Origin of the sequence: Zemynaea arenosa, assembly GCF_004614185.1 — a bacterium.
Classification (GTDB): domain Bacteria; phylum Pseudomonadota; class Gammaproteobacteria; order Burkholderiales; family Burkholderiaceae_D; genus Telluria; species Telluria arenosa.
The window spans coordinates 1-24,395 of record NZ_SPVF01000269.1 but is presented as its reverse complement, the minus strand read 5'-3'; the positions used below and the strand labels follow the sequence as shown (position 1 = coordinate 24,395).

The window sequence follows — 24,395 nt, the reverse complement described above, 5'->3', positions numbered from 1 at the left end:
TAGGACAGCCCCCGCGCGGTCAGCCACGTGGATTCTTGAGGCGCCAGAACTCCATGCCGGTGAGCGGCTTGGCCTCCGGCGACCATTGGCCGGTGAGGCCTTCCTGCAGCATGCGCAGCATGTCGTCCGGCGCCATGCGAACCGACACGTCGCTGCCCTCGAGCAGGCTGTCGGCCAGGTCGCGCTTGTGCTGGTGCAGCTCGACGATGCCGTCCTCGATGGTGCCGCGTGCCACCAGCCGGTAGATGGTCACGGGCCGCTGCTGGCCCATGCGGTGCGCGCGGTCGGAGGCCTGGTCTTCCACCGCCGGGTTCCACCACGGGTCCATGTGGATCACGTAGTCGGCGGCGGTGAGGTTGATGCCCACGCCACCGGCCTTGAGGCTGATGAGGAAGACGTCGCCCTCGCCGGCCTGGAACGCATCCACGCGGCGCTTGCGCTCTGCCATTGGCGTGGCGCCGTCGAGGTACTGGTAGCGGATGCCCTGCTTGTCGAGATAGGCGCGGATCAGCGTGAGGTGGTCGACGAACTGGCTGAACACCAGCACCTTGTGGCGGTTCTCCAGCAGCTCGCCGAGCAGGCGTGCGAACACCAGCAGCTTGCTGCTCGCGATGCCACTGCCTGGCGCCACCAGCTCCGGATTGCAGCAGGCGCGCCGCAGCCGCATCATCTCGGCGAGGATGGCGATGGCCTTCTGCTGCTCGGGGGCCTGCAAGGCCGCCATGCGGTCCAGCGCATCGCGGCGCAGGGCTTCGTAGAGCGCCGTCTCTTCCTGCGTGAGTTCGACCGGCAGCACGATCTCGGTGCGCGGCGGGAGCTCCTGGAGCACCTGGGCCTTGGTCCGGCGCAGGATAAAGGGCGCCACGATGCGGCGCAGGCGCGTGCGGGCACCGGCTTCGGCGCGCTTGTCCTGCGCGCGTTCGATCGGTCCCGCGAAGCGCATCTGGAACTGGTCCAAAGTGCCCAGCAGGCCCGGATTGATAAAGCGGAACAGGTTCCACAATTCGCCAAGGTGGTTCTCCAGCGGCGTGCCGGTGGCCACCATGCGGAAGTCGCCCTGCAGCGCCATCACGGCCTGCGAGCGCTTGGTGGCGGTGTTCTTGATGGCCTGCGCCTCATCGAGCACGATGCTGGTCCAGCGGCGCGAGGCGAACGCGGACGCTTCCAGCTGCAGCAAGCCATAGCTGACGATCACGAGATCGAAGGGCTCGGCCTCCTCGATGGTCTTGAAGCGGTCGCCGGGGCCGAACAGCTTGACCTTGAGCGTGGGTGCGAAGCGCGCGGTCTCGGACATCCAGTTCAGGCACACCGAGGTAGGGGCGACCACCAGCTGCGGACCTTGGGGCGCGCGCAGCAGCAGCAGGGCCAGCGCCTGTAGCGTTTTGCCGAGTCCCATGTCGTCGGCCAGGCAGGCGCCCACGCCCCAGTGCGCGAGGCGGGCCAGCCAGTGAAAGCCTTCCAGCTGATAGTCGCGCAGCTCCGCCTGCAGCGTGGAGGGAAGCTCCGGCTCGTAGACCGTGGCCTCGCGCATGCGCTTGAGGTGGTCCTTCCACGCCTTGTCCGACGTGACCTGGGCTTCCTGCGCCAGTTCTTCCAGCGCGAACGAGGCCAGGCCGTGCACGCGCATGGTGTCCTGGTGGACCTCGCCAAAAGAGGCGAATTCCTGCAAGCGGCGGTGCAGTTCATTGGTCAGTGCAAGGAACTGGTTGTTCCCCAGTTCGATGAAGCGGCTCTGGCCAGCCTGCACGGCATCGATCAGCGAACGCAGGTCCATCACTTTCTCTTCGTCGATCACCAGTTCGCCGTCGACCGCGAACCAGTCCTTGTCCCGCTTGATCTTGATGCGCACCGACTTGCTGCCGGCCTTTTTGGTGACGCGGAAGGACTCGCCCTCCGGCCAGGCAATCACGGTCTGCTGCGGGTCCAGCGCCTGCAGCTCTTCCACGAGCTCCAGGCACAGGGCGGGCTGGCCGAGCAGCCATTCGCCGTGGTCGAACTCGGCCTGTTCCAGCACCAGGCAGCGGCCAACCAGGGTGCGCTCGGCATCGCGCTCGGCGTTCAGGTCGCGCTTTGCTTCGGTGCGGATGCCGTTGACACCCGCGATCACGCTTTCGGCGCCGCTGCCGGGTGGGTAGAAGGCACCGGCGCCGGGAAGCGGCCGTACCAGGATCTGCATCTTGAGGCCCTGCTGGTAGGGCAGCAGGTGCACATGCATGCGCCCGTCCGCCGGCACCTGCTCGATGTCCACGCCGCTGCCGCCGATGTCCGACTGCACCGTGACGATGGACGAGATGGCGCTGATCGCGCGCAGCACCTGCTGCTCGGCGTGCAGCGGCACTTCCAGCCCTTCACCGAGGATGGCGCCGATGCGGCGGTGCTCGTCCGTGATGCGTACCACGCGCAGGCGGGTCGGCGTCTCGCGCGTGACCACCACTTCCTCGGTGTCGTCCAGCACCGGTGGGCGCAGGGAGATGGTGACTGTGCCCTGGCGCGCCTTTACGTGCAGTTCCGGCTCGCCGGGCAGCAGCTCGACACGGGTGCCGGGGCTGTCCATCAAGAACAGCAGCGGGTGGCCGATCAGGGCGGAGATAGCCTTCTCCAGTTCCAGGTCGAAGCGCGCGCCGGGCGAGCCGTAGAATTTGAAGGCGCGGATGGTGGCGACCACGTTGAGGTCCTGGGCGGTAAGCCAGTCCAGGTCCGGCGCGTCGTCGGCCAGGCGCTTGAGCGAGAGTGCGCGGCCCTTGCTCCAGCCGCCCTGCGCGTCGCGTTTCTGCTCGCGCGGCTCGATCTCGCGGATGCCGTAGTGCGGGTCGTACTTGATCATCCACGCGAGGCGGGTCTCGCGCACCACCTCAACCGCCACTGGCGGCTGCAGGTTGATGAGGGCATTGAGCTGGCGCTCCCACGGCTCCTCGCGCTGGAACCAGTCGGCGAGGTCGGTATAGCGGTGGGCGCGGCGTAGCGCGATGGCGCGCTGCTCGAAGGTGACCGCACCGGCCGCGCCGAGTCGGCCCAGCACAGAGGCCAGCTGCGAGGTGATGAAGTCGAAGCCGGCCTGCTCGGACTGCGCCAGCAGCTGTTCCAGCGTGCCGCGCTTGTCCTGCAACTGCGGGAGCGCGAGCCAGTAATGCAGCAGGGCGCGGAACATCGCGGGCTGCAGGCCGGTCTCCCAGGCGCGCGTCGGCAGCACGGCGGCGTCCACGGTGCCCCCGCGGATGTGGCGCAGCATGGAGAGCTGCTGGTACACGGCCGTGTCATGGTTTTGCACCGCGCGGGTGGCGATGTCCAGGTAGGCGTCGGCAGCCTTGGCGTGTTTCGGGTCCTGCAGCATAGCCAGCACGTACAGGTGGCCGCCGATGCCGCTGAAGATGGCCTTGCGCTTGCCGGTCTCGCGGCGCAGCGCCTTGAGGGCGGCGTCGAAGCCCGCGATGGCGGCCTCGCGGTCGCCGCGCAGCAGGGTGGCGACGTGGCGCAGCATGTGGGCGTGGGCGTCGTCGATGCCGTCGAGGATCTCCAGCATGTCGTCCAGCCGCCCGCAAAGGACCAGGTGTTCGGCCATGGCGAGGCGCAGGTTGACAGAGGTGGCGCTGCGCCTGAGGTAGTCCTCGGCGAAGGCGCGCAGGGTCGGGGCGTTGGCCGGCTCGCGCTGCACGTTGGAGAGCAGCACGGTGAGCACTTCATCCTGCAGCAGCGGGTGGATGCGGGCGAACATCTCGGGCACGAAGGGACGCGCCACCGCATCGACCAGCGGATGCAGGTAGGCCGCCTCGTGGCAGCTCATGCAGGCCGAAAGCAGCGACACCACGCGCGCCGGTTCGGCGCCACCGATGAGGGCCATGCGCAGCAGTGCCACGCCCTGACGGTAGCTGCGCAGGACCACGAAGCCTTCCCAGTTCTTGCGCAGCGGCGTGACCTGTTCGTAGGCCTCGCACAGGCGCGGGAACAGGCCGGAGTCCAGCGTCGCGCGGATGGCGGGCCAGGTGCTCTCGGAAGTCGTGACGAAGCCGCGCTGTGGCAGTTCGCTCACCGCGCCTTCCTCGCGCAGCGCGGCCAGCTCGGCGGCGAGCGTGGCCTCGTCCAGCGCGAGGCCGGCGTGGGTGAGGTGTTCGAGGATGCGGGTGCGGCCCATCGGCTCGCCGGCGAGTGCCAGTAAGGCGATGGTGGCCACGCGGGCCTGGTCGGTCATGCAGCGGTCATTCGGCTTGCGGGAGGTTGTCGATGGCGACCAGCTCGGGCCCGGCGGCGAGGCCGAACATGCGCTGGTAGAAGTACAGCTCCGCCTCCAGCGTGGCGACGATGCTGGCGGCCTTGCGGAAGCCGTGGCCTTCGCCTTCCAGCGTCATGTAGGCGACCGGCACGCCGCGCTCGCGCAGGGCCTGGACCATGACCTCGGACTGCGGCGGCGGCACCACCTTGTCGTCCAGGCCCTGGAAGAAGATCATCGGCTTGTTGAGCTTATCCGTGTGGTTGATGGGCGAGCGCTCGCGGTACAGGGCCTGCGCCTCCGGCTGGGGTGCGATCAGGTATTCGTTGTAGCGCGATTCGAACTTGTGCGAGTCCGCATCCAACCCGGCCAGGTCGGAGACGCCGTAGTAGCTGCAACCGATCTTGAAGTCGTCGTGGAAGGTGAGTGCGCACAGGGTGGTGAGGCCGCCCGCGCTGCCGCCGCGGATGATCAGGCGCTCGGGATCGACGTCGCCGCGTACGGCGAGGTGGCGCGCGCCGAAGACGCAGTCCTCGACGTCCGCCACGCCCCACTGGCCCTTGAGGGCGTCGCGGTAGGCGCGGCCAAAGCCGGTGCTGCCACGGTAGTTCACGTCCAGCACCGCGAAGCCGCGGCTGGTCCAGTACTGGGTCGCGAGTTTGAGCGTGCTGGCGGCCATGCCGGTGGGGCCGCCGTGGCTGATGACGATGAGCGGCGGCTTGCCGTCCGGTGCGTCGTACTCGGCGTTCCGCGGCGGGTAGTAGAAGGCGTAGGCCACGCCCCCGCCCATGGTGGGGTAGCTGATCGACTCGGGCTCGGAGAGCCAGGCCTTGTCCGGCAAGTTGGCGATCGAGCGTTCCAGCACCGTGCGCGCGCCGGTGGCCAGGTCGATGCGGGCCAGTTCCAGCGCGATGGTGGGCGCGCCCGCGAGCAGCGCCACCGCGTCGCCCATCACGCGCAGCTCGCGGATTTCCTGGTAGGGATTGTCGATGGTGTGCAGCGCGCCGTCGACGATGCGCGCCAGCTTGCTGACGCCTTCTTCGATATAGGTGCAGACTATGGTGCCATCCGGCTGGAAGCCGTACATGGACATGCCGAACACCCAGTGCGGCAGGCCGAATTCGGCGCGGTGGCGGCAGACCGTGTCGATGGCGCCGCCCTGTGCGCGGTAGATGTTCCACCACCCGCTGCGGTCGGAGACGAAGTGCAGCACGCCGGAGGGTGACCATTCGGGCTCGCAGATGGATTCGTGGGCGCCGCCCGCGACGCGGGTGATCCCGGCGAGCGTGCCATCGTCCTGCACACGCGCGGTCCATAGCTCGGTGCCCTGCCACGGCATGCGCGGCAGGTCCCAGGTCAGCCAGGCCAGGGTGCGGCCATCGGGTGACAGGCGCGGGGAGGAGTAGAAGTCGGCGCCGTCAGCCAGCACGGTCTCGGTGCCGTCGAAGGCCACGGCGCACAGGGTGTTGACGGGGTAGCCGCCGGCGGAATGGTCCTCGCGCACGGTGATCAGGCGCTGGCGCGGCGCGTCCAGCACGAAGTCGGCGTGGCGCTGCTGGCCGGCGCGGCTCACGGCCACTGGCGCCTCATCGCCGCGCACCATGTAGATCACATTGTCGGCAAAATTGGAGAACCAGACCGTGTCCCCAGCCACGTGACAGGCGCCGCCGCCGTATTCATGGACGCGGGTGCGCACATTGAACGGGGCGGGAGTGAGCTCGCGCACTTCCCCGCCGCGGCGGCGCAGGAGGGTGGTGCGGCCCGCCTCCGCAGCGCGGCCGGCCAGCCAGTAGATGGCGTCGCCCTGCACCATCACCTGGGACAGCGGCACCGCACCTTCGGCCACCACGGCGGCGGTGATGGGGGATGGCCAGGTGCCGTAGACTGCGGGCTTTTTGACGTCGTTCATGGATTCCAGGCGGCTGAGGAGAGGGCGGAGCAAGGATGATAGAACATCGCGGGACGGGATGCGATAATAGACTTTTCCTTCCGTCCGCGTTGCCAGTCATGCCACAATTCGCACCCCTGCAGAACGACACCTTCCTGCGCGCGCTGCTGCGCCAGCCGACCGAGTACACGCCCGTGTGGCTGATGCGCCAGGCAGGCCGCTACCTGCCGGAGTACCGCGCCACGCGCGCGAAGGCCGGGTCGTTCATGGGCCTCGCGACCAACCCGGATTACGCGACCGAGGTGACGCTGCAGCCGATCGACCGCTACCCGCTGGACGCGGCCATCCTGTTCTCGGACATCCTGACCGTGCCGGATGCGATGGGCCTGGGCCTGTATTTTGCCGATGGCGAGGGCCCCAAGTTCCAGCACACCGTGCGCACGGAGACGGAAGTGCAGGCGCTGGCCGTGCCGGACATGGCGAAGCTCGATTACGTGTTCAACGCCGTCACGCAGATTCGCACGGAGCTGAATGGCCGCGTGCCGCTGATCGGCTTTTCCGGCAGTCCGTGGACGCTGGCCTGTTACATGGTCGAGGGCCAGGGTTCGCGCGAATTCCACACCATCAAAAAGATGCTGTATGCGCGCCCAGACCTGATGCACCGGATCCTCGACATCAACGCGCAGGCGGTGGCGCAGTACCTCAACGCGCAGATCGACGCGGGCGCGCAGGCCGTGATGATCTTCGACTCGTGGGGCGGCGCGCTGGCCGATGGGGCCTACCAGCAGTTCTCGCTGGAGTACATGCGCAAGGTGGTGAGCCAGCTGCAGCGCGAAAAGGATGGCGTGAAGATCCCGGCCATCGTCTTCACCAAGGGCGGCGGACTGTGGATCGAAGAGCAGGCGGAGATCGGCGCCGATGCGCTGGGCCTGGACTGGACCGTGAACCTGGGCCGCGCGCGCGCCGCCGTGGGCCGGAAGGTGGCGCTGCAGGGGAACCTGGACCCGGCGATCCTGTTCGCGGCGCCGGAGCAGATCCGCGCGGAGGTCGAGCGCTCCCTGACCGCCTTCGGCAAGCCGGACGAACGCTCGGGTCACGTGTTCAACCTGGGCCACGGCATCTCGCAGTTCACGCCGCCGGAATCGGTGGCGGCAATGGTCGAGGCCGTGCACAGCTTCAGCCGGGCACAGCGAGCGGGTTGATGTAGTTTGACTAAAAAACCGTCTGTTCCGCCCCCGCTCCGTCGTTGTCAACCTGTTGTGAATTCCCACACTTATTCACATCCGGCGGGAAGCGGGCCGGAACAGCTGTGGAAAAATGCCGGTTCTACGGGCCATCGCTAAGCTGTTGATTTGCCGTAGAAAATTTTCTCGCCGCCGAGAGAGAACTTCCAAGCGGAAATCTTCTCTCATAGAGAAAAGCTAGTTGCGGGACTTTTCTCCACAAAGTTGTCCACAGCGTATGTGGACAAAACGGAAAAGCGCTTCCGGGACGGTGGTTTACGCGATTTCTTCAAGTTTTACATGAGGAGACTGCTGCGGTGCATGATATTTTCGAGACCTCGGCAGAGTGCGGAGGCATGCATGTGGATGAATGTCTGGCTGCCCTCCAAATGTGGCAACATCGACTACATAAACCCGGCATGCGCATGCACTTATGCACAAAACGGCTGAGTGAAGCCAACCGGTCCACCAGCTCAACAGTATTTGCCAAGTCCCTGTAATCATTGAAGAAGTTGTCCTTGCATTCTTCGGAACGCGTTATTCTGTTGATTGATCGCAAATGATTTGTTCCACGGGAAATTCCTTGTCCACAAAGTTTTCCACAGGCGGAGTCTGACGCCCCGCCATGCCGGTCTGCTTTCTCCACATCGCCCTCGATACGCCCCTCGATAGCCTGTTCGACTATCGCTGGGAGTACGCGCCTGAGGCGCCGCCGCGGGTGGGACAGCTGGCACTGGTGCCGTTCGGGCGGCGCGAAGTAGTCGGGCTCATAGTCGAGATCCGGCAGGAAACAGATGTGCCGGTGGAAAAGCTCAAGGATGCGCTGGCGGTGCGTAGCCAGCTGGAGCCCTTGTCCGCCGAGTGGATCGCGCTGGCGGGGTTTGCGGCGGACTACTACCAGCGGCCGCTGGGCGAAGTCGCGCTGCCCGGGTTGCCCAAGAACCTGCGGCTGGAGAGCACGGTCAACCTGGACCGCGCCATCAAGAAGCTCGCCAAGCTCGAAGACGCACACGACGCGGCGCCCGCCAACGTGCCGCTGCTGAACGCGGCCCAGCACACCGCGGCCGATGCGATCGGCCAGGCGCACGGCTTTGCGCCCACGCTGCTGTATGGCGTGACGGGCAGCGGCAAGACCGAGGTCTATCTGCAGGCCTGTGCGCAGGTGCTGGCCCGCGCGCCGCAGGGCCAGATCCTGATCCTGGTACCGGAGATCAACCTCACGCCGCAGCTGGAGGGGAACATCCGGGCGCGCTTCCCGGGCGTGATGCTGGCCACCCTGCACAGCAGCCTGGCCGAGGGCGAGCGGATGTACAACTGGCTGGCCGCCCACACCGGGCGCGCGCGCATCGTGCTGGGCACGCGGCTGGCGATCCTCGCCTCGCTGCCGCATCTGAAGCTGATCGTCATCGATGAGGAGCACGACCCCTCCTACAAGCAGCAGGAAGGCCTGCGCTACTCTGCACGTGACCTGGCGGTGTGGCGCGCGCGCCAGCTGGATATCCCGATCGTGCTCGGATCGGCCACGCCCTCGCTGGAGACCTGGCACCACGCGCAGTCGGGCCGCTACCGCAAGCTGGAGCTGCGCGAGCGCGCGGTCAAGGATGCGGTGCTGCCGCGCGTGCGGCTGCTGGACATGGAGAAGGACCGGCCCAAGGACGGCCTCACGTCCGGGCTCGTCGCAGCCCTCAAGGCGCGCATGGAAAGGGGCGAACAGTCGCTGCTGTTCCTGAACCGGCGCGGCTATGCGCCCGTGATCTCGTGCGATGCGTGCGGCTGGGTGAGCGAGTGCACGCGCTGCACCTCCTTCATGGTGCTGCACCGGCCGGAACACCGGCTGCGCTGCCACCATTGTTCGCTGGAGCTGCGCATCCCGCGCGCCTGCCCGACCTGTGGCAACGTGGACCTGCAGCCGCTGGGCCGCGGCACGCAGCGCGTGGAAGAGGGCCTGCAACTGATGTTCCCCGAAGCGCGCATCCTGCGCATCGACGCCGATTCCACGCGCCGCAAGGGCAGCGCGCAAGCGGCCTTCGACACGGTGCACCGGGGCGAGGTCGATATCCTGGTCGGTACCCAGATGGTCGCCAAGGGGCATGACTTCAAGCGTCTCACGCTGGTCGGCATCCTGAACCCCGATACGGCCCTGTTCTCGCAGGACTACCGCGCCAGCGAGCGGCTGTTTGCGCAGCTGATGCAGGTCGCCGGGCGTGCGGGCCGCGCCGGCGGCAATCACAGCGAAGTGCTGATCCAGACCCGCTACGTGCAGCATCCGCTGTACTCGGCGGTGATGAAGCACGACTACGACCGCTTTGCGGCCAGCCTGCTCACCGAGCGGCGCCAGGCCGCGCTGCCGCCGTTCATGTACCAGGCGCTGTTGCGCGCGGAGGCGCGCGAGCTGGCCCTGGCGCTGGAATTCCTGCAGCAGGCGCGCGACTGCGTCGAGCATGACGGCATCACCCTCAACGATCCGATCCCGATGACGATGACCCGCGTGCACAACGTGGAGCGCGCGCAGCTGCTCGTCGAGTCCAACTCCCGGCCTGCGCTGCAGGCCTTCCTCAAGACCTGGATGGCCGCCCTGCGCGCGCTGAAGTCCCGCGTGAAATGGTCGCTGGAAGTGGACCCGGTCGACATCTGAAAAACGCCCTGCCCGGCAACCCGCGATGCCGTTTTCCGGTATAAAAACGGACAGTGTCAACGTGGGAGGGGATCATGCAGGAACTCGAAGTCGACGTGGCCGTGATCGGAGCCGGAACGGCCGGCCTGGGCGCATACCGGGCGGCGCGCACGCATGGCAAGCGCGCGGTCATCATCGAAAGCGGGCCGTATGGCACCACCTGCGCGCGCGTGGGCTGCATGCCGAGCAAGCTGCTGATCGCGGCGGCGGAGGCTGCGCACATGCTGGAACACGCGGCGGGTTTCGGCGTGCATGCGGGCGCGACGCGCATCGACGGCGCGGCCGTGATGGCGCGCGTGCGCAGCGAGCGCGATCGCTTCGTCGGCTTTGTGCTGGAAGGCGTGGATGCGATTCCCGCGGAGGACAAGCTGCGCGGGCATGCCCGCTTCACATCACCGCATACGCTGCAGATCGATGAGCATACCCTCGTGCGTTTCCAGACCGCGGTGATTGCGACCGGCTCGCGGCCGTTCGTGCCGACCGAGCTGCATAACGTGGGGCCGAACGTGATCGTCAATGACGACGTGTTCGAATGGACGGACTTGCCAAAATCGGTGGCGGTCATCGGCACCGGCGTGATCGGGCTGGAACTGGGGCAGGCGCTGTCGCGGCTGGGCGTGCGCGTGACGATGTATGCGCGCGGCGGCAGCGTGGCGCAGCTGACCGACCCGGTGGTGCGCGAGACGGCGATGCGCGTGCTGTCGGAAGAAATGGATATCCGCTTCCAGCACCTGCCCTTGCGCGCCACGCAGCATGGAGACGAGATCGAGCTCACCATGCGCACCACCGCTGGCGACGAGGTGACGGAGCGCTACCAGTACGTGCTGTGCGCGTCGGGGCGGCTGCCGAATGTGGACATGCTGGGGCTCGAATGCACAGGGCTGGAACTCAGCCCGCGCGGAATTCCGCTGTTCGATCCACGCACCATGCAGTGTGGGGCCTCGCATATTTTCATTGCGGGAGATGCGAATGCGGAGCGGCCGGTACTGCCGGAGGCGTCCGACCACGGCCGGATCGCGGGCGACAATGCGGGGCGCTACCCGGATGTGCGCCCCGGCTTGCGGCGCGCGCCGCTGACGATCGCGTTCACGGAGCCGAACGTGGTGGCGCTAGGGCGCAGCTACCGCGAGCTGTCCGGCGAAGGCAAGCCGGCGTTCGCGGTGGGGCAGGTGTCCTTCCACAACCAGGGCCGCAGCCGCGTGATGCTGCAGAACCGCGGGCTGCTGCGAGTGTACGGCGAGTACCGGACCGGGAAGTTTTTGGGCGCGGAGATGATCGCGCCGCGCGGCGAGAACCTGGGACACCTGCTGGCCTGGGCCTACCAGTGCCGGCTCACGGTGAAGGAGATGCTCGATATGCCGTTCTACCATCCGGTGATCGAAGAAGGCGTGCGCACCGCGCTGCGCGACCTGCAGGCCAACATCGACAAAGGCGTCCCGCCCGAGCCGCCGGGCCCGGACCGCACGCCCGGCATCTGAGCCGGGGTCAGTTGAGCAGGCTGGCGTCCAGCTTGCCCTCGGCCGCGAGCTGGCGGACGATGCGGATGGTGTCGATGTCGGCTTCCGTGTAGGCCGAGCGCTTGAAGTCGTCGTACATGGCGTTGGCCGGGTCGCTGTGCTCGCCCAGGCCGTCGTCGTACTGGAAGCGCACGAACAGCTGCTGCTCGTCCGGCGCCTCGATGGTCATCACCAGCGTGGAGGCGGCGATCTCGTCCTGCACCGGCACGTCGTAGCGGACCTGGCACAGCGGCGTGAGCGTCACGCGGTCCTCGATCACCAGCTCGCCGTAGCGCAGGCGGCGCCGGAAGCTGCCGGCTTCCCGCTCGTCCAGCGTGCACTCGTCCAGGTGCGGCATGAACATGCGCGGCGATTCGGCGCGCAGCACCAGACCGCGCCACAGCTGCTCGCGGGTCAGGCTGTCCACCAGCGGGTTCAGGGGATCGTTGATCTGGATGAGGTGCTCAAATTTCATGGAAGACTCGCTGAAGGCCGATTCGCTGTATATGTGGATGGTAACCGATAGGACAAGATCTCCGATCGTGCAGCTCGGCAAATGATTCAGCGCTACACTGACCTTGTCTGAATCACAAGGAGACCGTCATGACCCTGCGGGACCGCTACCGCGCCGAGCGCAAGGCCAATCGTGAGCGCAGTAATGAATCCGTCGAACTGCACCTCAAGGAGCGCCGCTCCATTGCGCGCACCCAGCGCGAACAGGAGGATGATTCGGAATCCACCTTGGGCGAGCGCGCGGCCGACGCCATCGCCCGCTTCGGCGGCTCGTGGGTGTTCATCAGCCTGTTCTTCGGCATCCTGATTGGCTGGGTGGTCATCAATTCGGTGCTGCTGGCGCGCGCGGGCGACAAGCCCTTCGATCCCTATCCCTACATCCTGCTGAACCTGATGCTGTCGATGCTGGCCTCGTTCCAGGCGCCGGTGATCCTGATGTCGCAGAACCGCCAGGCCACCAAGGATCGCCAGAACGCGCAGCACGATTACGAGGTGAATCTCAAAGCGGAACTGGAAATCATGGAACTTCATGCCAAACTGGATGCTCTGAAGCTGCAGGAGTGGGAGGAGCTGCTGAAGCTGCAGCGCATCCAGCTGCGGTTGCTGTCCAAGCTGACCGGCGAGCATGTGCCTGAGTGCGAACCTGCCAACGGCAAGGCCCACGCCGCGTCTTGACGCATCGCCCTGCCCATCTTGAACTTTGTAACGGAACGTTTCAGCACCTTGAAACAATCTAGAGCGTTTGGCAAACTTGATAGATGGCAACAAACAGCGCAAGCACGGTCCTGCAGGCGGTCGCACAGATCCGCAACTGGGTCGTCACCCACATTCCGCTCACCGGCTCGCTGGTCGGGTATGACCTGTTCCTGCTGATCGGCGCCGCGCACGCGGCAGGCAAGACGCTGGCGCTGGCGGAGGCGCATGCCCAGCTCGCCTATGACGCCGCCGTGGTCGATGCGCATGTGGCCGAACTGGCGGCGGCGGGGCTGATCGAGGTGGCTGGCGAGGGCGCGGCGCGCGCGCTGGTGCCCACCGCGCGCTTCGACTTCCTGCTGCGGGAATACCAGACGGAATTCGACCGCCGCTTCATTCCGCGCGACCGGCTGCATGCCCAGCAACTGCTGTGCGTGCTGGCCGATGCGGGCGACCGGGCGTTCGTCGAGATGCTGTATGACCGCTTCTTCGACCTCGGCTGGTTCTACCTGCACAACTACGGGTCCACCTGTTTCATGATGGCGACCATGGTCGAGCGCGTGGCGCGCCTGCTCGGCCGCCAGGCACGCATTGCTTACGGCACCGTCACCTTGCTCAACAGCGCGGGCGAGACCGTCTTCCGGGTCGGAGCGGGCGGGGCCCGGCCGGGCCAGGTGGACGGGCATGCGTTCTGCGTCATCGACGAGCGTTTCGTACTCGACTTCGGCCTGGGCACCATTCGCAAGCTGCACCGGCGCGACTTTGCGTGGGCGGCCGCCGTGCCGAGCCTCGGCCAGGATGCGCCGATCGGCGGGGCGAAACTGGGCGATGGTACCAGCGTCATCTGGACCGTGACACCGCAGCCGCCCGGCTGCGAGAACGAGATCAAGCTGTGCGAGGCCCATGCGGACGATCTGATGCCGTTCTACCTCGCGGCCTTCCCGGCGCCGCAGTAGGGCTTTACCTCTCCTTAAGCAAACCGGATCGATAATCCGCAGCAGATCTGTTGAGGAGCTGCCATGCGCGCATCGCCGTTTGTGTTTCCGTTGGCTGTCCTGCTGGGCGGGCTGCTGGCCTGGCGCAGCGCACCAGCCGATGATCGGGCCCCCGCCGAGCCTCTGGCCACGCCCGGCGCTGTCGCACGGCTCGCTGTGCCCGGCCATGCGATGCAGTATCTGATCGCGCTGCCGCAGGGCTGGACGCCGCAGCGGACGTGGCCCGTGGTGCTGGTGGAGGAATCCGCCGAGAAGAACTTCCGCTCCGCCATGCAGCGCTACGTGGACGCGCGCGGTGCGCTGCCCTTCATTCTCGTGATGCCCTATAGCGTGATCCTCGGCGCGCAGGGGCAGCGTGATCCAGCGGTCTACCCGTACAGTGCCGCCACGTGGGACAGTATCGGCAAGCAGGGCGCGTGCGCTTTCGAACTGGAGGGCGTGAACCGCATGCTGGACATGGTGCGCGGCACATATCACGGTGAGCCCAAGGTCTACGTCACCGGGCTGGAAGCAGGCGCCCACCTCGTGTGGGCGCTGACGCTGCGCCAGCCGGAGACGCTGGCCGCCGCCGCGCCGGTCGCGGGCAATTTCCGCCACCGCTGCGTGGACGATGCGGACCTCTCCACTCATCCCGCCCGTGCCACGCTGCCGGTGCAAGCCTTCATCGGTGCCGAAGACACGCCATGGCGCGGCGGCGCGCTGCACGCGCAGTTCGCCGAAGCGCGGCAGCTCGCGCAGGCGCACGGTTTCCAGGCCATCGGCGAGACCGTGGTGCCGGGGCGCGGACATGAAGCGCTGGCGGGCGAGGTGCTGCGCTACTTCGCCGGTTTGCGCGGTTCCTCCGGCCAGTCCCAGTAAGGCTCGGGGCCAAAGCGGGCCGCGAAGAAGTCGATGAAGGCCTGCGTCTTGGGCGGCAGGTACTGGCGGTTCAGGTACACCGCGCTGATCTGCGCATCGAGCTCTACCGGATAGTCCGCCAGCACCCGCACCAGCGTCCCCGCGCGCAGGTGCTGGTAGACCGACCACGTCGACTGCAGCGAAATCCCCAGCCCGTCCACCGCCGCGTCGCGGCAGGCTTCTCCATTGTCGCTCTGCAGGCGGCCGCTCACGCGCACGGTCGCGGTGCTGCCGTCGGGATTGTGGAAGGTCCACGGATTCCATGACCCCAGCACCAGGCACTCATGCTGCGCGAGGTCGGCGGGCGTGCGCGGTGCGCCGTGCGTGGCGAGGTACGATGGAGCGGCGCAGACCACCATGCGGCTCGGCGCCAGCTTGCGCGCCACCACCGACGAGTCGCGCAGGGGGCCGATGCGCACCGCCACGTCAATGCCGTTGGCGGCCATGTCGATGATCTTGTCGGACAGCCGCAGGTCGAGCCGGATGCCGGGGTAGGCGCCGAGGAACGCGGCCAGCGCGGGCACGATGTGCTGGCGCCCGAACGACACCGAGGCCGCCGCGCGCAGCAGCCCGTGCGGCGCCTTGCTCGCATCGCCGACGGAATCGGACGCCTGTTCGGCGGCGTCCAGCAGCGCGACAGCTTTGGGCAGGAAGGCATCGCCCTCCTGGGTGAGCGCGAGCTGGCGGGTGGTCCGGTGCAGCAGGCGCGCGCCCAGTTGCTGCTCCAGCTGCGCCAGGCGGGCCGACGACGCGGCGGGAGAGAGCCCGAATTCGCGCCCGGCGGCGGACAGGTTGCGGGTGGCGCAGGCGCGCACGAACAGGGCGACGTCAGTCAGGTCGAGCATGGCGTTCTCTTGTTTTGCTGAAGAGTGATTTCGGCATTATCCCAATTATCAAACAAATCGCGGCGGGCTAGACTGGTTCCGTTCTCTCAATGAAAGGAAAACGCAACATGAAAGCAATCGGATTCGTGGGCAGCGACGGCACGCTGCGCGACATCGAGGTGGCGCAGCCGGTCGCGCGCGGGCATGACCTGCTGGTGCGGGTGGGCGCGGTCTCGGTCAACCCGGTGGACACCAAGGACCGCAAGGGCGGCGCGCCGGAGGGGCAGACGCGCATCCTCGGCTGGGACGCGGTCGGCGTGGTGGAAGCGGTGGGCGAGCAGGTGACGCTGTTCCAGCCGGGCCAGCGTGTCTTCTACGCGGGCGCCATCGTGCGCGATGGGGCCAACAGCGAGATGCATCTGGTGGATGAGCGCATCGTGGCGCAGGCGCCCAAGACGCTGGACCCGCCTGCGGCGGCGGCGCTGCCGCTGACCTCCATCACCGCGTGGGAAGCGCTGTTCGAGCGGCTGGTCATCGACCGGCACGGCGCGCAGCGCGGCCGCACGCTGCTGGTGATCGGCGGCGCGGGCGGCGTGGGGTCGATTGCGATCCAGCTGGCGGCCAAACTGGCCGGGCTGACGGTGATTGCGACGGCCTCGCGCAAGGAGTCGGCGGAGTGGTGCCGGGCGCTGGGAGCGGCCCATGTGGTGGACCACAGCGGGGACATTCCGGCGCAGCTCAAGGCGCTGGGTTTCGAGACGGTCGACTACGTCCTGTGTACCAATGACCTGGACCGGCACTTCGACGCCATCGCCACCGCGCTGGCGCCGCAGGGGAAGGTATGCAGCATCGTGAACAACCAGCAGCCGCTGGCTGTGGAAAAACTGTTCGGCAAAAGCGGGACGCTGGTGTTCGAGCTGATGTTCACGCGCTCGTCGTTTCAGACGGCGGACATGATCGAGCAGCACAAGCTGCTGGCCGAGGTGGCGCGGCTGGTCGACGAGGGTGTGCTGCGTACGACGGTCAACGACAACTTCGGGCACATCAACGCGAACAACCTGGCGCGCGCGCATGCGGCGCTGGAGAGCCGACGCACGATCGGCAAGATCGTGCTGTCCGGGTGGGACCACAACCCGGCGTTCTGGGACGCGCGGGACAACACCTGACGCCGCAGGCTACTCCGGCACGCACAGGATCACGCTGGAAGCCTTGAAGATGCCGGCCGCACGGCCGCCTTCCGCGAGGCCCAGCGTGGCGGCGCTTTCGTTGGTGATGGTGGCGGCCAGGGTGGCGCCGTGGCCGAGGTCCAGCACCAGCTCCGTGTTCACCGCGCCCGGCTGCAGGCGCACGATGGTCCCGGCCAACCGGTTGCGGGCCGAGTAGCGCGCGCGGTCTTCGTCGGCCAGCACGATGATCGACGAGTCCTTCACCAGCGCCACCGCCTGCACACCTTCCGCCAGCCCCAGTTCCACGATGCTGTCGTGCGTGACGATGGCGGCCAGCTGTTCGCCCGAGGGCAGCGCGAGCAGCACCTCGTCATTGACGCTGCCGCGCCGCACTTCGGTCACGGTGCCCAGGAAATGATTCCGTGCGGTGGTCTTCATGGCCAGTCTCCTCAACAGGGGCAGGTCGCCGGCCTGGCGGCCCAGCTGTTGGACAAACTCCGCGTGCGCGCGTTCGATGGCGCGGAAGTTCTGCACCAGTTCGGCGCCGCGCGCGGTCAGGCGCGTGCCGCCGCCGCCCTTCCCGCCGGTGGCGCGCTCCACCAGTGGCTCGCCACTGAGGTTGTTCATCGCATCCACCGCGTCCCACGCGCCCTTGTAGCTCATGCCCACGGCGCGGGCGGCGCTCGTGATCGAGCCTTCGCGCGCGATCGCTTCCAGCAGTGCGATGCGCTTGTCGCCACCGAGCGCGGTGCCGCCGACGCTCATCCAGAGTTCCCCGTGCACCTCGACGCCTTGGACCCCGATGTTCTCGTTCATGTGATGGACTCCACCAGGCCGTCGCGCAAGGTGAGCACCTGGCCGCCGAACAGGCGCGCGTCTTCCGGGTCGTGGGTGATGAGGATCATCGGTACCTGCAGGCGGCGCTGCAAGGCATCCAGCTCCGCGCGCATGTCGGCGCGCAGGCCCGCGTCCAGCGCGGAGAAAGGTTCATCGAGCAGCAGGGCACGCGGTTCGCTGGCGAGTGCGCGGGCGAGGGCGGTGCGCTGGCGCTGGCCGCCCGAGAGCTCGTGCGGGTACTGGTGCGCCACATGTTCGAGGCCCAGCGCCTGTAGCCAGTAGCCGATGCGCTCATCGCGCACGCCGCGGCGCGGGTTGCGCCAGCCGCGCGTGAGACCGAAGCCCACGTTCTGGCGCACGTCCAGGTGCGGGAACAGGGCGTAGTCCTGGAACACGTAGGCGACTTGGCGCAGCTGCGGTTGCACGCAGATGCGCTGGGCGCTGTCGAACAGCGTGGTCCCGGCCAGGCGGATGTGGCCATGGTCCGGGCGCTCCAGGCCTGCGATCGTCTTGAGCAGCAGGCTTTTGCCCGCGCCCGAGGGACCGAGGATCACCAGACGGTCGCTGTGCGCGGTGAAGGCGGCCTGCAAATGAAAGCGGCGCGGACCGGCGCGCAGGGTCTTGTCGATGGCGAGGTCGATGTGCATGTCAGCGCCCAATCCGCACGGGGGCGATCCGGCCTGCGGCCAGCAGCACGATGACACACACGGCGGAGGTGATGAGGACCAGCTGCAGGGCGGTGTCGTCCTGGCCGGCCTGCACGGCTTCATACACTGCGATGGACAAGGTCTGCGTCTTGCCGGGAATGGAGCCGGCGACCATCAGCGTGGCGCCGAATTCGCCGAGGGCGCGGGCGAAGGCCAGCAGCAGACCGGCCAGGATGCCGCGCCAGGCCAGCGGCAAGGTCACGCGGAAGAACACCGCGGCTTCGGGCACGGACAGCACGCGGGCCGCGTCCTCCAGCTGCGCGTCCACCGCTTCGAAGGCGGCGCGCGCAGTCTTGAACACCAGGGGGAAGGCCACCACCGCGGCGGCGATCACGGCGCCCTGCCAGGTGAAGATCAGATTAATGCCGAACTCGCGGTCCAGCCACCCGCCGAAGGTGCCGCGGCGGCCGAGCAGCACCAGCAGGTAGTAGCCGAGCACCGTGGGCGGCATCACCATGGGGAGCGTGAGCAGGGCGTCGAGCATGTCGCGGCCACGGAAGCGCAGGCGTGCCAGCGCGTAGCCGACCGCCACGCCGAGCACGAGATCGAGCAAGGTCGCACACAGTGCCACCTTGAGCGACAGGGCGAGGGCGGGCCAGACGTCCTGCATCGGTCAGGGTTGCGCGAAGCCGTATCTGGCGAGGATGGCCTGGGCGGGCGCGGACAGCACATAGGCGACGAAGGCGCGCGCTTCGGTGCTGGCGCTGGCGGCCAGCGGGGCGATGGGATAGGTCACCGGCTCATGCAGCGGGACTTCGAAGGCGGTGCGCACGTCCTGCGGCATGAGCGCGGCGTCGGTGGCGTAGACGAAGCCGGCATCGACTTCGCCCCGGGCCACGTAGTCCAGCGCCTGGCGCACGTTCTGGGTGCCGATGATCTTTGGCGCGACGGCCTGCCACAGGCCCGCGTCGTTCAGGGCGCGACGGGCGTAGCGGCCGGCGGGGACGCTGGCCGGAAGGCCCATGGCGATGCGTTTCACCTGCGGCTGGGCGAGGGCGGCCAACGATGGGGGCGGGGCTTTGGCATCAGCGGGGACCACGACCACCAGCCGGTTGCGCGCAAAGTCGCGGCGCTCGGCGGCGCGCACGAGCTTCTGCTGCACGGCGTTGTTCATGGTCTCCTGGTCGGCGGACGCAAACACGTCCACCGGGGCGCCCTTGACGATCTGCTGCAGCAGTGCACCGGAGGCGCCAAAGTTCAGCTGCACGTGGGTGCCCGGATGGCCCGTTTCATACACGCGCGCCAGCTCCTTGAACGCATTCGTCAAGCTCGCCGCCGCCGACACCGTGATCTCCCCCGCCCGCGCCCCCAGCGCAGCCAAGGCCAACAGCAATCCAGTGAGAAGTTTTGTCATGATGCTCAGAAGTCGCTATATACCGGACTATATCACGCCGTCGCGGGGCATACCGGGGGCGGAAAATGCCGGAAAGAACGGTACAATGGGCGGCTGTTCTTCCGCCGTGCCCGCCTCTCATGTCCCAATCCGCTCCCCGTTTCGGCCTCAATGGCCCGCAAAGCGAAGGCTGTTGCTATCTCGATGGCCCCTGCCTGGTGCTGGCGGGCGCCGGCTCGGGCAAGACCCGCGTGATCACGCAGAAGATCGCCTACATGATCGAGGAGAAGGGCTACGACCCGCGCACCATCGCGGCGCTGACCTTCACCAACAAGGCCGCGGTCGAGATGCAGGAGCGCATCGGCAAGCTGCTCAAGCAGCCCAAGCAGGCCAAGATGCTGACCGTCTCGACCTTCCACTCGCTGGGCGTGAAGATCCTGCGCCAGGAAGCCAACGGCGTCGGCCTCAAGGACCGCTTCTCCATCATGGACAGCGACGACTGCTATTCGCTGGTGCAGGACCTGGCCCTGACGACCGACAAGCAGGTCATCCGCGGCATCCAGACCGCCATCTCACTGTGGAAGAACGGCCTGGTCGATCCCGAACTCGCCATCAAGCAGGCCAAGGACGAAGACGAAGCCCAGGCCGCGCGCATCTACCGCAGCTACGTGGCCACCCTGCAGGCCTACCAGGCGGTCGACTTCGACGACCTGATCCGACTGCCGGTGGAGCTGTTCCGCAACAACGAGCCGATCCGCGACAAGTGGCAGCGCCGCCTGCGCTACCTGCTCATGGACGAGTACCAGGACACCAACACCTGCCAGTACGAGCTGGTCAAGCTGCTGGTGACCGGCCTGGGCAAGAAGCCGATGTTCACCGCCGTGGGGGACGACGACCAGGCCATCTACGCCTGGCGCGGCGCGTCGGTGGAGAACCTGCGCACCCTGCAGACCGACTTCCCCGATCTCCGCGTGATCAAGCTGGAGCAGAACTACCGCTCCACCACCCGCATCCTGCAGGCGGCCAACGCGGTCATCGGCAATAACCCGAAGCTGTTCGACAAGAAGCTGTGGTCCGAACACGGGCTGGGCGAACCGATCGAAGTGTTCGGGATGCCGACCGACGAGGCGGAGGCCCAGCAGGTGGCGATCATGATCTCGGCCGACCACTTCCAGCGCAAGAACAAGTGGACCGACTACGCCATCCTGTACCGCTCCAACCACCAGGCCCGCGTGATCGAGCAGGCGCTGCGGCAGGAGCGGATTCCGTACACGATCTCGGGCGGCCAGAGCTTTTTTGACAAGGCCGAGATCAAGGACATCATCGCCTACCTGCGTTTGATCGCGAACGAGGACGATGATCCGGCCTTCATCCGCGCCGTGACCACGCCGCGGCGCGGGGTCGGCCAGTCCACGCTGGAGGTGCTGGGCGCGTTCTCCGGCCAGTGGCAGTGCTCGCTGTTTGCGGCCGTGTTCAAGGGCGGCATCGAAGCGCTGCTGCCGGACCGCCAGCTGCGGCCGCTGCGCGAGTTCTGCAACTTCATCAATGACCTGGAATCGCGCGCCTCGCGGCCCGGTCCGTCCGGCAGCGGCGACAATGCCGCCGCCGTGCTGGACGACATGATGAAGGAGATCAATTACGAGAACTACCTGTACGACTCCTTCGAAGAGCGCGCGGCGCAGGCCAAGTGGCAGAACGTGCTGGAGTTCACCAACTGGCTGAAGGAACGCGGCCGCGGCGGGCGCGACGGCACGGGCGAAGAGAAGAACCTGCTCGAACTGACCCAGATGGTGGCCCTGATGTCCATGCTGGAGGGGAAGGACGAGGAGCCGGATGCGATCCGCATGTCGACCCTGCATGCGTCCAAGGGGCTGGAGTATCCGCACGTGTTCCTGGTCGGCTGCGAAGAGGGTATCCTCCCGCACAAGGGCGACCCGGACATGCCGGCCGAGCAGGTGGCCGCGCGGGTGGAAGAGGAACGGCGCCTGATGTACGTCGGCATTACGCGGGCCCAGCGCACCCTGCGCATCACCTGGTGCAAGAAGCGCAAGCGCGCCGGCGAGCAGGTGCACTGCGATCCGTCGCGCTTCATCAAGGAGATGCAGCTCGACGTGGGCGACGCGCCGCCCAAGGAATCCGAGGTGCTGACGCCCAAGGAGCGGCTGGCGCGCCTCAAGGATTTGCTGTCAACGCCGAAAGCGTAACAGAGCGTGACAACGCACAGTTCAAGAACCGGGCGTTTGACACCTACGCGGAGGCAAGAAATACTGATGGGCTGGGGGGCCATGCCGTGGCACCCGGCCTCTGTTCTGCTTGTTTTGCCTCATTGATATCATGGCTCTCGTTACCGACGTCACCTCCGCGCCGCTGTCTCCGCTCGCTTCCGTCAACGCCCTCATGAGCAAGGGTCCAGACTGGAATTACGACACCGCGGCCCTGGTCAACAACACGCTGTATTACACCTTCTCCATCAGCACCGGCAATGAGACAGGGCGCAGCGGGCAGGAAGCATTCAGCAGTGCCCAGCAGGCGGGCGCGCAGGCAGCCTTCGCCTACCTGCAGAAGGTCACCGGCATCAATTTCGTGCTGACGACCAATGGCGCGGTGGCCGATATCCATCTGTGTAACGTCGACCTCAGCGATGCCCAGACCACCGGCGAATGCAGCTGGCGCGCCAGCTACACGCCAGGCGGACAGGACGGCAATGCCCTGGTCGATTATTCGGCCAACGCCTGGGTCTACCTGGACAACCGCGAATGGCGCGGGCAAAACGCGAACCTCTCGGCCGGCACATCCGGCTACGAGACGCTGCTGCACGAGCTGGGCCATGCACTCGGCCTCAAGCACCCGTTCGATGTGAGCGCCGAGAACGGCAACACGCTGCCCTACGGCCAGGACACGACCGCGAACACGCTGATGTCCTACACCCACCTGGGCGGGCCGTACCCAACGTACTCGCAGTACGACCTCGAAGCGCTGGCCTGGCTGTATGGCGGCGACGGCCTCGGCGGCACGCTCGGCCTGGGCGACGGCACCACCGGCCGCTACCTCATGGGCACCAGCCTGGGCGACAGCATCACCGCCGATGGCGGCAACGACCTGCTGGAAGGCGACGGCGGGGCGGATGTGCTGAATGGCGGCGCCGGCATCGACACGGCCGTGTTCCGGGGGACGCTGGCGGCCTATACCATCACCACCAACGACAACGGCACGGTCAGCGTCGCAGACACGCGCACCACGTCCGGCACCTTCGACGGCACCGACCTGCTGTCCAATATCGAATACCTGAAGTTCAGCGACACCACCGTGGCCGCCAGCCAGTTCGGCACCAGGATCGTGGACGGCACCGCCGCCGCGGACAACTTCGCGCCGCAGGCCGGGAACACGGTCTACAACGGGTCCGCGGGGCTGGACCGTATCACCTACACGGCGCCGCACACCAATTTCAAGGTGGTGCACACGGCCACCGGCGGCTACACCGTCACGGACAACGTGGGCAACGGCGGGGTCGACACGCTGAACAACGTCGAGCGCGCCTACTTCAGCGACCACAGCGCCGTGGCACTCGACGTGCTGGGCGTGAGCGGCCTGGCCTACCGCATGTACAAGGCCGCATTCGACCGCGCGCCCGATGCCGTCGGCCTCGGCTACTGGATCGACGTGCTGGACCGTGGCGCGAGTGCGGATGCGGTGGCCCAGGGCTTCATCGACGGCAGCGAATTCACCCGGACTTGGGGTGCCAACATCGGCACCGAGGACTTCCTGAAGGCGATGTACACCAACCTGCGCCACGCGGCGCCGGACGCGGAAGGGCTGGCGTTCTGGAAGCACGTGATCGACGACGTCCACATGTCGCGCGGCTATGTGCTGGCCCACTTTGCCACCAGCGACGAGATGGTGGCCCAGGTGGTGGGGCAGGTGCAGGACGGGATCGTCTATACTCCGTTCGGTTGAATTTTTGGCCATCCCCGTGAACACCGACGACCGCTTCATCGACCTCGAAATCAAGCTGGCCATGCAGGAAGACCTGCTGGACACGCTCAACCGCACTGTGTACGAGCAGTCGCGCCGCATCGACCAGCTGGAGGCCATGCTGGCCAAGCTGGCCGAGCACGTGCAGAACAACGCGCACAGCGGGCCCGGCACCATCCTCAACGAGCGGCCGCCGCACTACTGACGCGGCCATCTCTTCGGGAGTTTTCCCCGGAGTAGCGGGCGGTTAACCCGGTTTTTCCAGCGACTGAGCGCGCATTCGCAGCGCTAGACTGTCTGCTCATTCCTGGTACATCCCGTTATTCCATGGCCACGCTACGTCCTCTCACCACGGCCGCGCTGCTGGGCGCCGCCGCTCTCTCCCTGACTCTTCCCGCCCACGCGGTGGCCGACCGCCAGCGCGTCGACACCCGCTATGGCACCGTGGAGGTGCGCGAGAACCCGGCTGGCGCCGAGGTCCTGTTCAAGGGCCAGGTGGTGCGCCGCATCTCCGCGCTGGGCGCGTCCCTGTACAAGGGCAGCTCGCACGGGGAACATGAGTACGTCGTGGTCGAAATGCTCAAGCGCGCGGGCAGCTGCGGGCATGCGTTTGTGTTCCTGGAGGTGTTTGCCAACGGGACGGCGCAGGTGTCCAAGGACTTTGGCGAGTGCCGCGAGCTGCGGGCGGTCGAGTTCAATGGCGCGGGGCAGCCGTTCCTGCGTTTGCAGGAGCCGTACGCGGCGGGCGCGGCGGCATCGCAGAACGCGACCGCCGATTACGTCTGGAAGGATGGGCAGATCGTGCAGGTAGCCGGGTCGGCTGCGGCCAATGCTGCGTCGGCGCGGGCAATTGCGCAGGCAGCTGCGGCGGCGACAGCGGCGGTGCCGCTGTCGGAGGCCGAGAAGCGGGTGATCGCCGAGCGGGCCGATCCGCGCCCGGCGGGGCGGAACGGGCCGTCCGCTGGTGCCGGGG

19 protein-coding genes are annotated in these 24,395 nt (G+C 67.2%); 11 read left to right on the top strand and 8 right to left on the bottom strand.

Features of this window, described 5'->3' with window-relative positions:
* Positions 1-19: 19 nt before the first annotated feature.
* Complete coding sequence (locus tag E4L96_RS22405; protein ID WP_135209444.1) at positions 20-4,186, bottom strand: DEAD/DEAH box helicase; 4,167 nt, start codon at positions 4,184-4,186, stop codon at positions 20-22.
* 7 nt (positions 4,187-4,193) lie between these two features.
* Positions 4,194-6,113 (bottom strand): dipeptidyl-peptidase 5, encoded by a 1,920-nt coding sequence (locus E4L96_RS22400; protein WP_135209443.1) that lies wholly within the window; start codon positions 6,111-6,113, stop codon positions 4,194-4,196.
* A gap of 98 nt (positions 6,114-6,211) precedes the next feature.
* Here E4L96_RS22400 and hemE point away from each other — a divergent pair, with 98 nt between their 5' ends.
* The 3 genes from hemE (at position 6,212) to E4L96_RS22385 (ending at position 11,467) form a co-directional block, all read left to right on the top strand.
* Positions 6,212-7,294 carry a uroporphyrinogen decarboxylase gene (gene hemE / locus E4L96_RS22395; protein ID WP_135209442.1) on the top strand — a complete coding sequence of 361 codons (1,083 nt, stop codon included), beginning with the start codon at positions 6,212-6,214 and terminating at the stop codon, positions 7,292-7,294.
* 646 nt (positions 7,295-7,940) lie between these two features.
* Positions 7,941-9,950, top strand: coding sequence for a primosomal protein N' (locus E4L96_RS22390; protein WP_135209441.1), 2,010 nt, complete (start codon positions 7,941-7,943; stop codon positions 9,948-9,950).
* Positions 9,951-10,024: 74 nt separating this feature from the next.
* On the top strand, positions 10,025-11,467 hold the full coding sequence (locus E4L96_RS22385) for a dihydrolipoyl dehydrogenase (protein WP_135209440.1): 1,443 nt from the start codon (positions 10,025-10,027) through the stop codon (positions 11,465-11,467).
* A 7-nt stretch (positions 11,468-11,474) separates the two neighbouring features.
* Here E4L96_RS22385 and E4L96_RS22380 read toward each other — a convergent pair whose 3' ends face one another.
* Positions 11,475-11,960, bottom strand: a complete 486-nt coding sequence (locus E4L96_RS22380; protein WP_135209439.1) for an SRPBCC family protein — start codon at positions 11,958-11,960, stop codon at positions 11,475-11,477.
* Between the two features lie 128 nt (positions 11,961-12,088).
* On the opposite strand from E4L96_RS22380, the gene E4L96_RS22375 reads away from it, so the two are divergent.
* From E4L96_RS22375 to E4L96_RS22365, 3 genes are all read left to right on the top strand, one after another.
* Positions 12,089-12,673 (top strand): DUF1003 domain-containing protein, encoded by a 585-nt coding sequence (locus E4L96_RS22375; protein WP_135209438.1) that lies wholly within the window; start codon positions 12,089-12,091, stop codon positions 12,671-12,673.
* Positions 12,674-12,756: 83 nt separating this feature from the next.
* Entirely contained in the window at positions 12,757-13,647 is an 891-nt protein-coding gene (locus E4L96_RS22370) for a hypothetical protein (protein WP_135209437.1), read from the top strand.
* A 63-nt stretch (positions 13,648-13,710) separates the two neighbouring features.
* Complete coding sequence (locus E4L96_RS22365) at positions 13,711-14,544, top strand: alpha/beta hydrolase family protein (RefSeq protein WP_135209436.1); 834 nt, start codon at positions 13,711-13,713, stop codon at positions 14,542-14,544.
* Here E4L96_RS22365 and E4L96_RS22360 read toward each other — a convergent pair.
* Positions 14,502-15,428, bottom strand: a complete 927-nt coding sequence (locus tag E4L96_RS22360) for a LysR family transcriptional regulator (RefSeq protein ID WP_135209435.1) — start codon at positions 15,426-15,428, stop codon at positions 14,502-14,504. The two genes, E4L96_RS22365 and E4L96_RS22360, sit on opposite strands and share 43 nt — an antisense overlap.
* A 107-nt stretch (positions 15,429-15,535) precedes the next feature.
* On the opposite strand from E4L96_RS22360, the gene E4L96_RS22355 reads away from it, so the two are divergent.
* Positions 15,536-16,573, top strand: coding sequence for a zinc-binding alcohol dehydrogenase family protein (locus E4L96_RS22355; RefSeq protein WP_135209434.1), 1,038 nt, complete (start codon positions 15,536-15,538; stop codon positions 16,571-16,573).
* Positions 16,574-16,582: 9 nt separating this feature from the next.
* On the opposite strand, the gene E4L96_RS22350 is transcribed toward E4L96_RS22355, so the two are convergent.
* Genes E4L96_RS22350 through modA form a run of 4 tightly spaced genes read right to left on the bottom strand, consistent with a single transcriptional unit; the run spans position 16,583 to position 19,471 of the window.
* A complete protein-coding gene (locus E4L96_RS22350) occupies positions 16,583-17,389 on the bottom strand; it encodes a TOBE domain-containing protein (RefSeq protein ID WP_135209433.1) in 807 nt (268 codons plus the stop codon).
* A complete protein-coding gene (locus E4L96_RS22345; RefSeq protein WP_135209432.1) occupies positions 17,386-18,057 on the bottom strand; it encodes an ABC transporter ATP-binding protein in 672 nt (223 codons plus the stop codon). The genes E4L96_RS22350 and E4L96_RS22345 overlap by 4 nt, the downstream gene beginning before the upstream one ends.
* A 1-nt stretch (position 18,058) precedes the next feature.
* Positions 18,059-18,727: a molybdate ABC transporter permease subunit gene (gene modB, locus E4L96_RS22340; protein ID WP_135209431.1), complete on the bottom strand. Its 669-nt coding sequence runs from the start codon at positions 18,725-18,727 to the stop codon at positions 18,059-18,061.
* 3 nt (positions 18,728-18,730) lie between these two features.
* Complete coding sequence (gene modA / locus E4L96_RS22335; protein ID WP_135209430.1) at positions 18,731-19,471, bottom strand: molybdate ABC transporter substrate-binding protein; 741 nt, start codon at positions 19,469-19,471, stop codon at positions 18,731-18,733.
* Between the two features lie 119 nt (positions 19,472-19,590).
* Between modA and E4L96_RS22330 the strand changes: the two genes are divergently transcribed.
* The 4 genes from E4L96_RS22330 to E4L96_RS22315 form a co-directional block, all read left to right on the top strand.
* Positions 19,591-21,654 (top strand): UvrD-helicase domain-containing protein, encoded by a 2,064-nt coding sequence (locus E4L96_RS22330; protein ID WP_135209429.1) that lies wholly within the window; start codon positions 19,591-19,593, stop codon positions 21,652-21,654.
* A 130-nt stretch (positions 21,655-21,784) separates the two neighbouring features.
* Positions 21,785-23,404, top strand: a complete 1,620-nt coding sequence (locus E4L96_RS22325) for a DUF4214 domain-containing protein (protein ID WP_135209428.1) — start codon at positions 21,785-21,787, stop codon at positions 23,402-23,404.
* Between the two features lie 16 nt (positions 23,405-23,420).
* Complete coding sequence (locus E4L96_RS22320; RefSeq protein ID WP_181017636.1) at positions 23,421-23,627, top strand: SlyX family protein; 207 nt, start codon at positions 23,421-23,423, stop codon at positions 23,625-23,627.
* 122 nt (positions 23,628-23,749) lie between these two features.
* A partial coding sequence (locus E4L96_RS22315) for a hypothetical protein (RefSeq protein WP_220433465.1) occupies positions 23,750-24,395 on the top strand: 646 nt, incomplete at its 3' end.

Coding starts and splice junctions, on each gene's coding strand:
- hemE (WP_135209442.1), top strand. CDS start 6,212: ATGCCACAATTCGCACCCCTGCAGAACGACACCTTCCTGCGCGCGCTG.
- E4L96_RS22325 (WP_135209428.1), top strand. CDS start 21,785: ATGGCTCTCGTTACCGACGTCACCTCCGCGCCGCTGTCTCCGCTCGCT.
- E4L96_RS22350 (WP_135209433.1), bottom strand. CDS start 17,389: ATGAACGAGAACATCGGGGTCCAAGGCGTCGAGGTGCACGGGGAACTC.
- modB (WP_135209431.1), bottom strand. CDS start 18,727: ATGCAGGACGTCTGGCCCGCCCTCGCCCTGTCGCTCAAGGTGGCACTG.
- E4L96_RS22400 (WP_135209443.1), bottom strand. CDS start 6,113: ATGAACGACGTCAAAAAGCCCGCAGTCTACGGCACCTGGCCATCCCCC.
- E4L96_RS22355 (WP_135209434.1), top strand. CDS start 15,536: ATGAAAGCAATCGGATTCGTGGGCAGCGACGGCACGCTGCGCGACATC.
- E4L96_RS22380 (WP_135209439.1), bottom strand. CDS start 11,960: ATGAAATTTGAGCACCTCATCCAGATCAACGATCCCCTGAACCCGCTG.
- E4L96_RS22375 (WP_135209438.1), top strand. CDS start 12,089: ATGACCCTGCGGGACCGCTACCGCGCCGAGCGCAAGGCCAATCGTGAG.
- E4L96_RS22390 (WP_135209441.1), top strand. CDS start 7,941: ATGCCGGTCTGCTTTCTCCACATCGCCCTCGATACGCCCCTCGATAGC.
- E4L96_RS22405 (WP_135209444.1), bottom strand. CDS start 4,186: ATGACCGACCAGGCCCGCGTGGCCACCATCGCCTTACTGGCACTCGCC.
- E4L96_RS22345 (WP_135209432.1), bottom strand. CDS start 18,057: ATGCACATCGACCTCGCCATCGACAAGACCCTGCGCGCCGGTCCGCGC.
- E4L96_RS22370 (WP_135209437.1), top strand. CDS start 12,757: ATGGCAACAAACAGCGCAAGCACGGTCCTGCAGGCGGTCGCACAGATC.
- E4L96_RS22360 (WP_135209435.1), bottom strand. CDS start 15,428: ATGCTCGACCTGACTGACGTCGCCCTGTTCGTGCGCGCCTGCGCCACC.
- modA (WP_135209430.1), bottom strand. CDS start 19,471: ATGACAAAACTTCTCACTGGATTGCTGTTGGCCTTGGCTGCGCTGGGG.
- E4L96_RS22385 (WP_135209440.1), top strand. CDS start 10,025: ATGCAGGAACTCGAAGTCGACGTGGCCGTGATCGGAGCCGGAACGGCC.
- E4L96_RS22330 (WP_135209429.1), top strand. CDS start 19,591: ATGTCCCAATCCGCTCCCCGTTTCGGCCTCAATGGCCCGCAAAGCGAA.
- E4L96_RS22365 (WP_135209436.1), top strand. CDS start 13,711: ATGCGCGCATCGCCGTTTGTGTTTCCGTTGGCTGTCCTGCTGGGCGGG.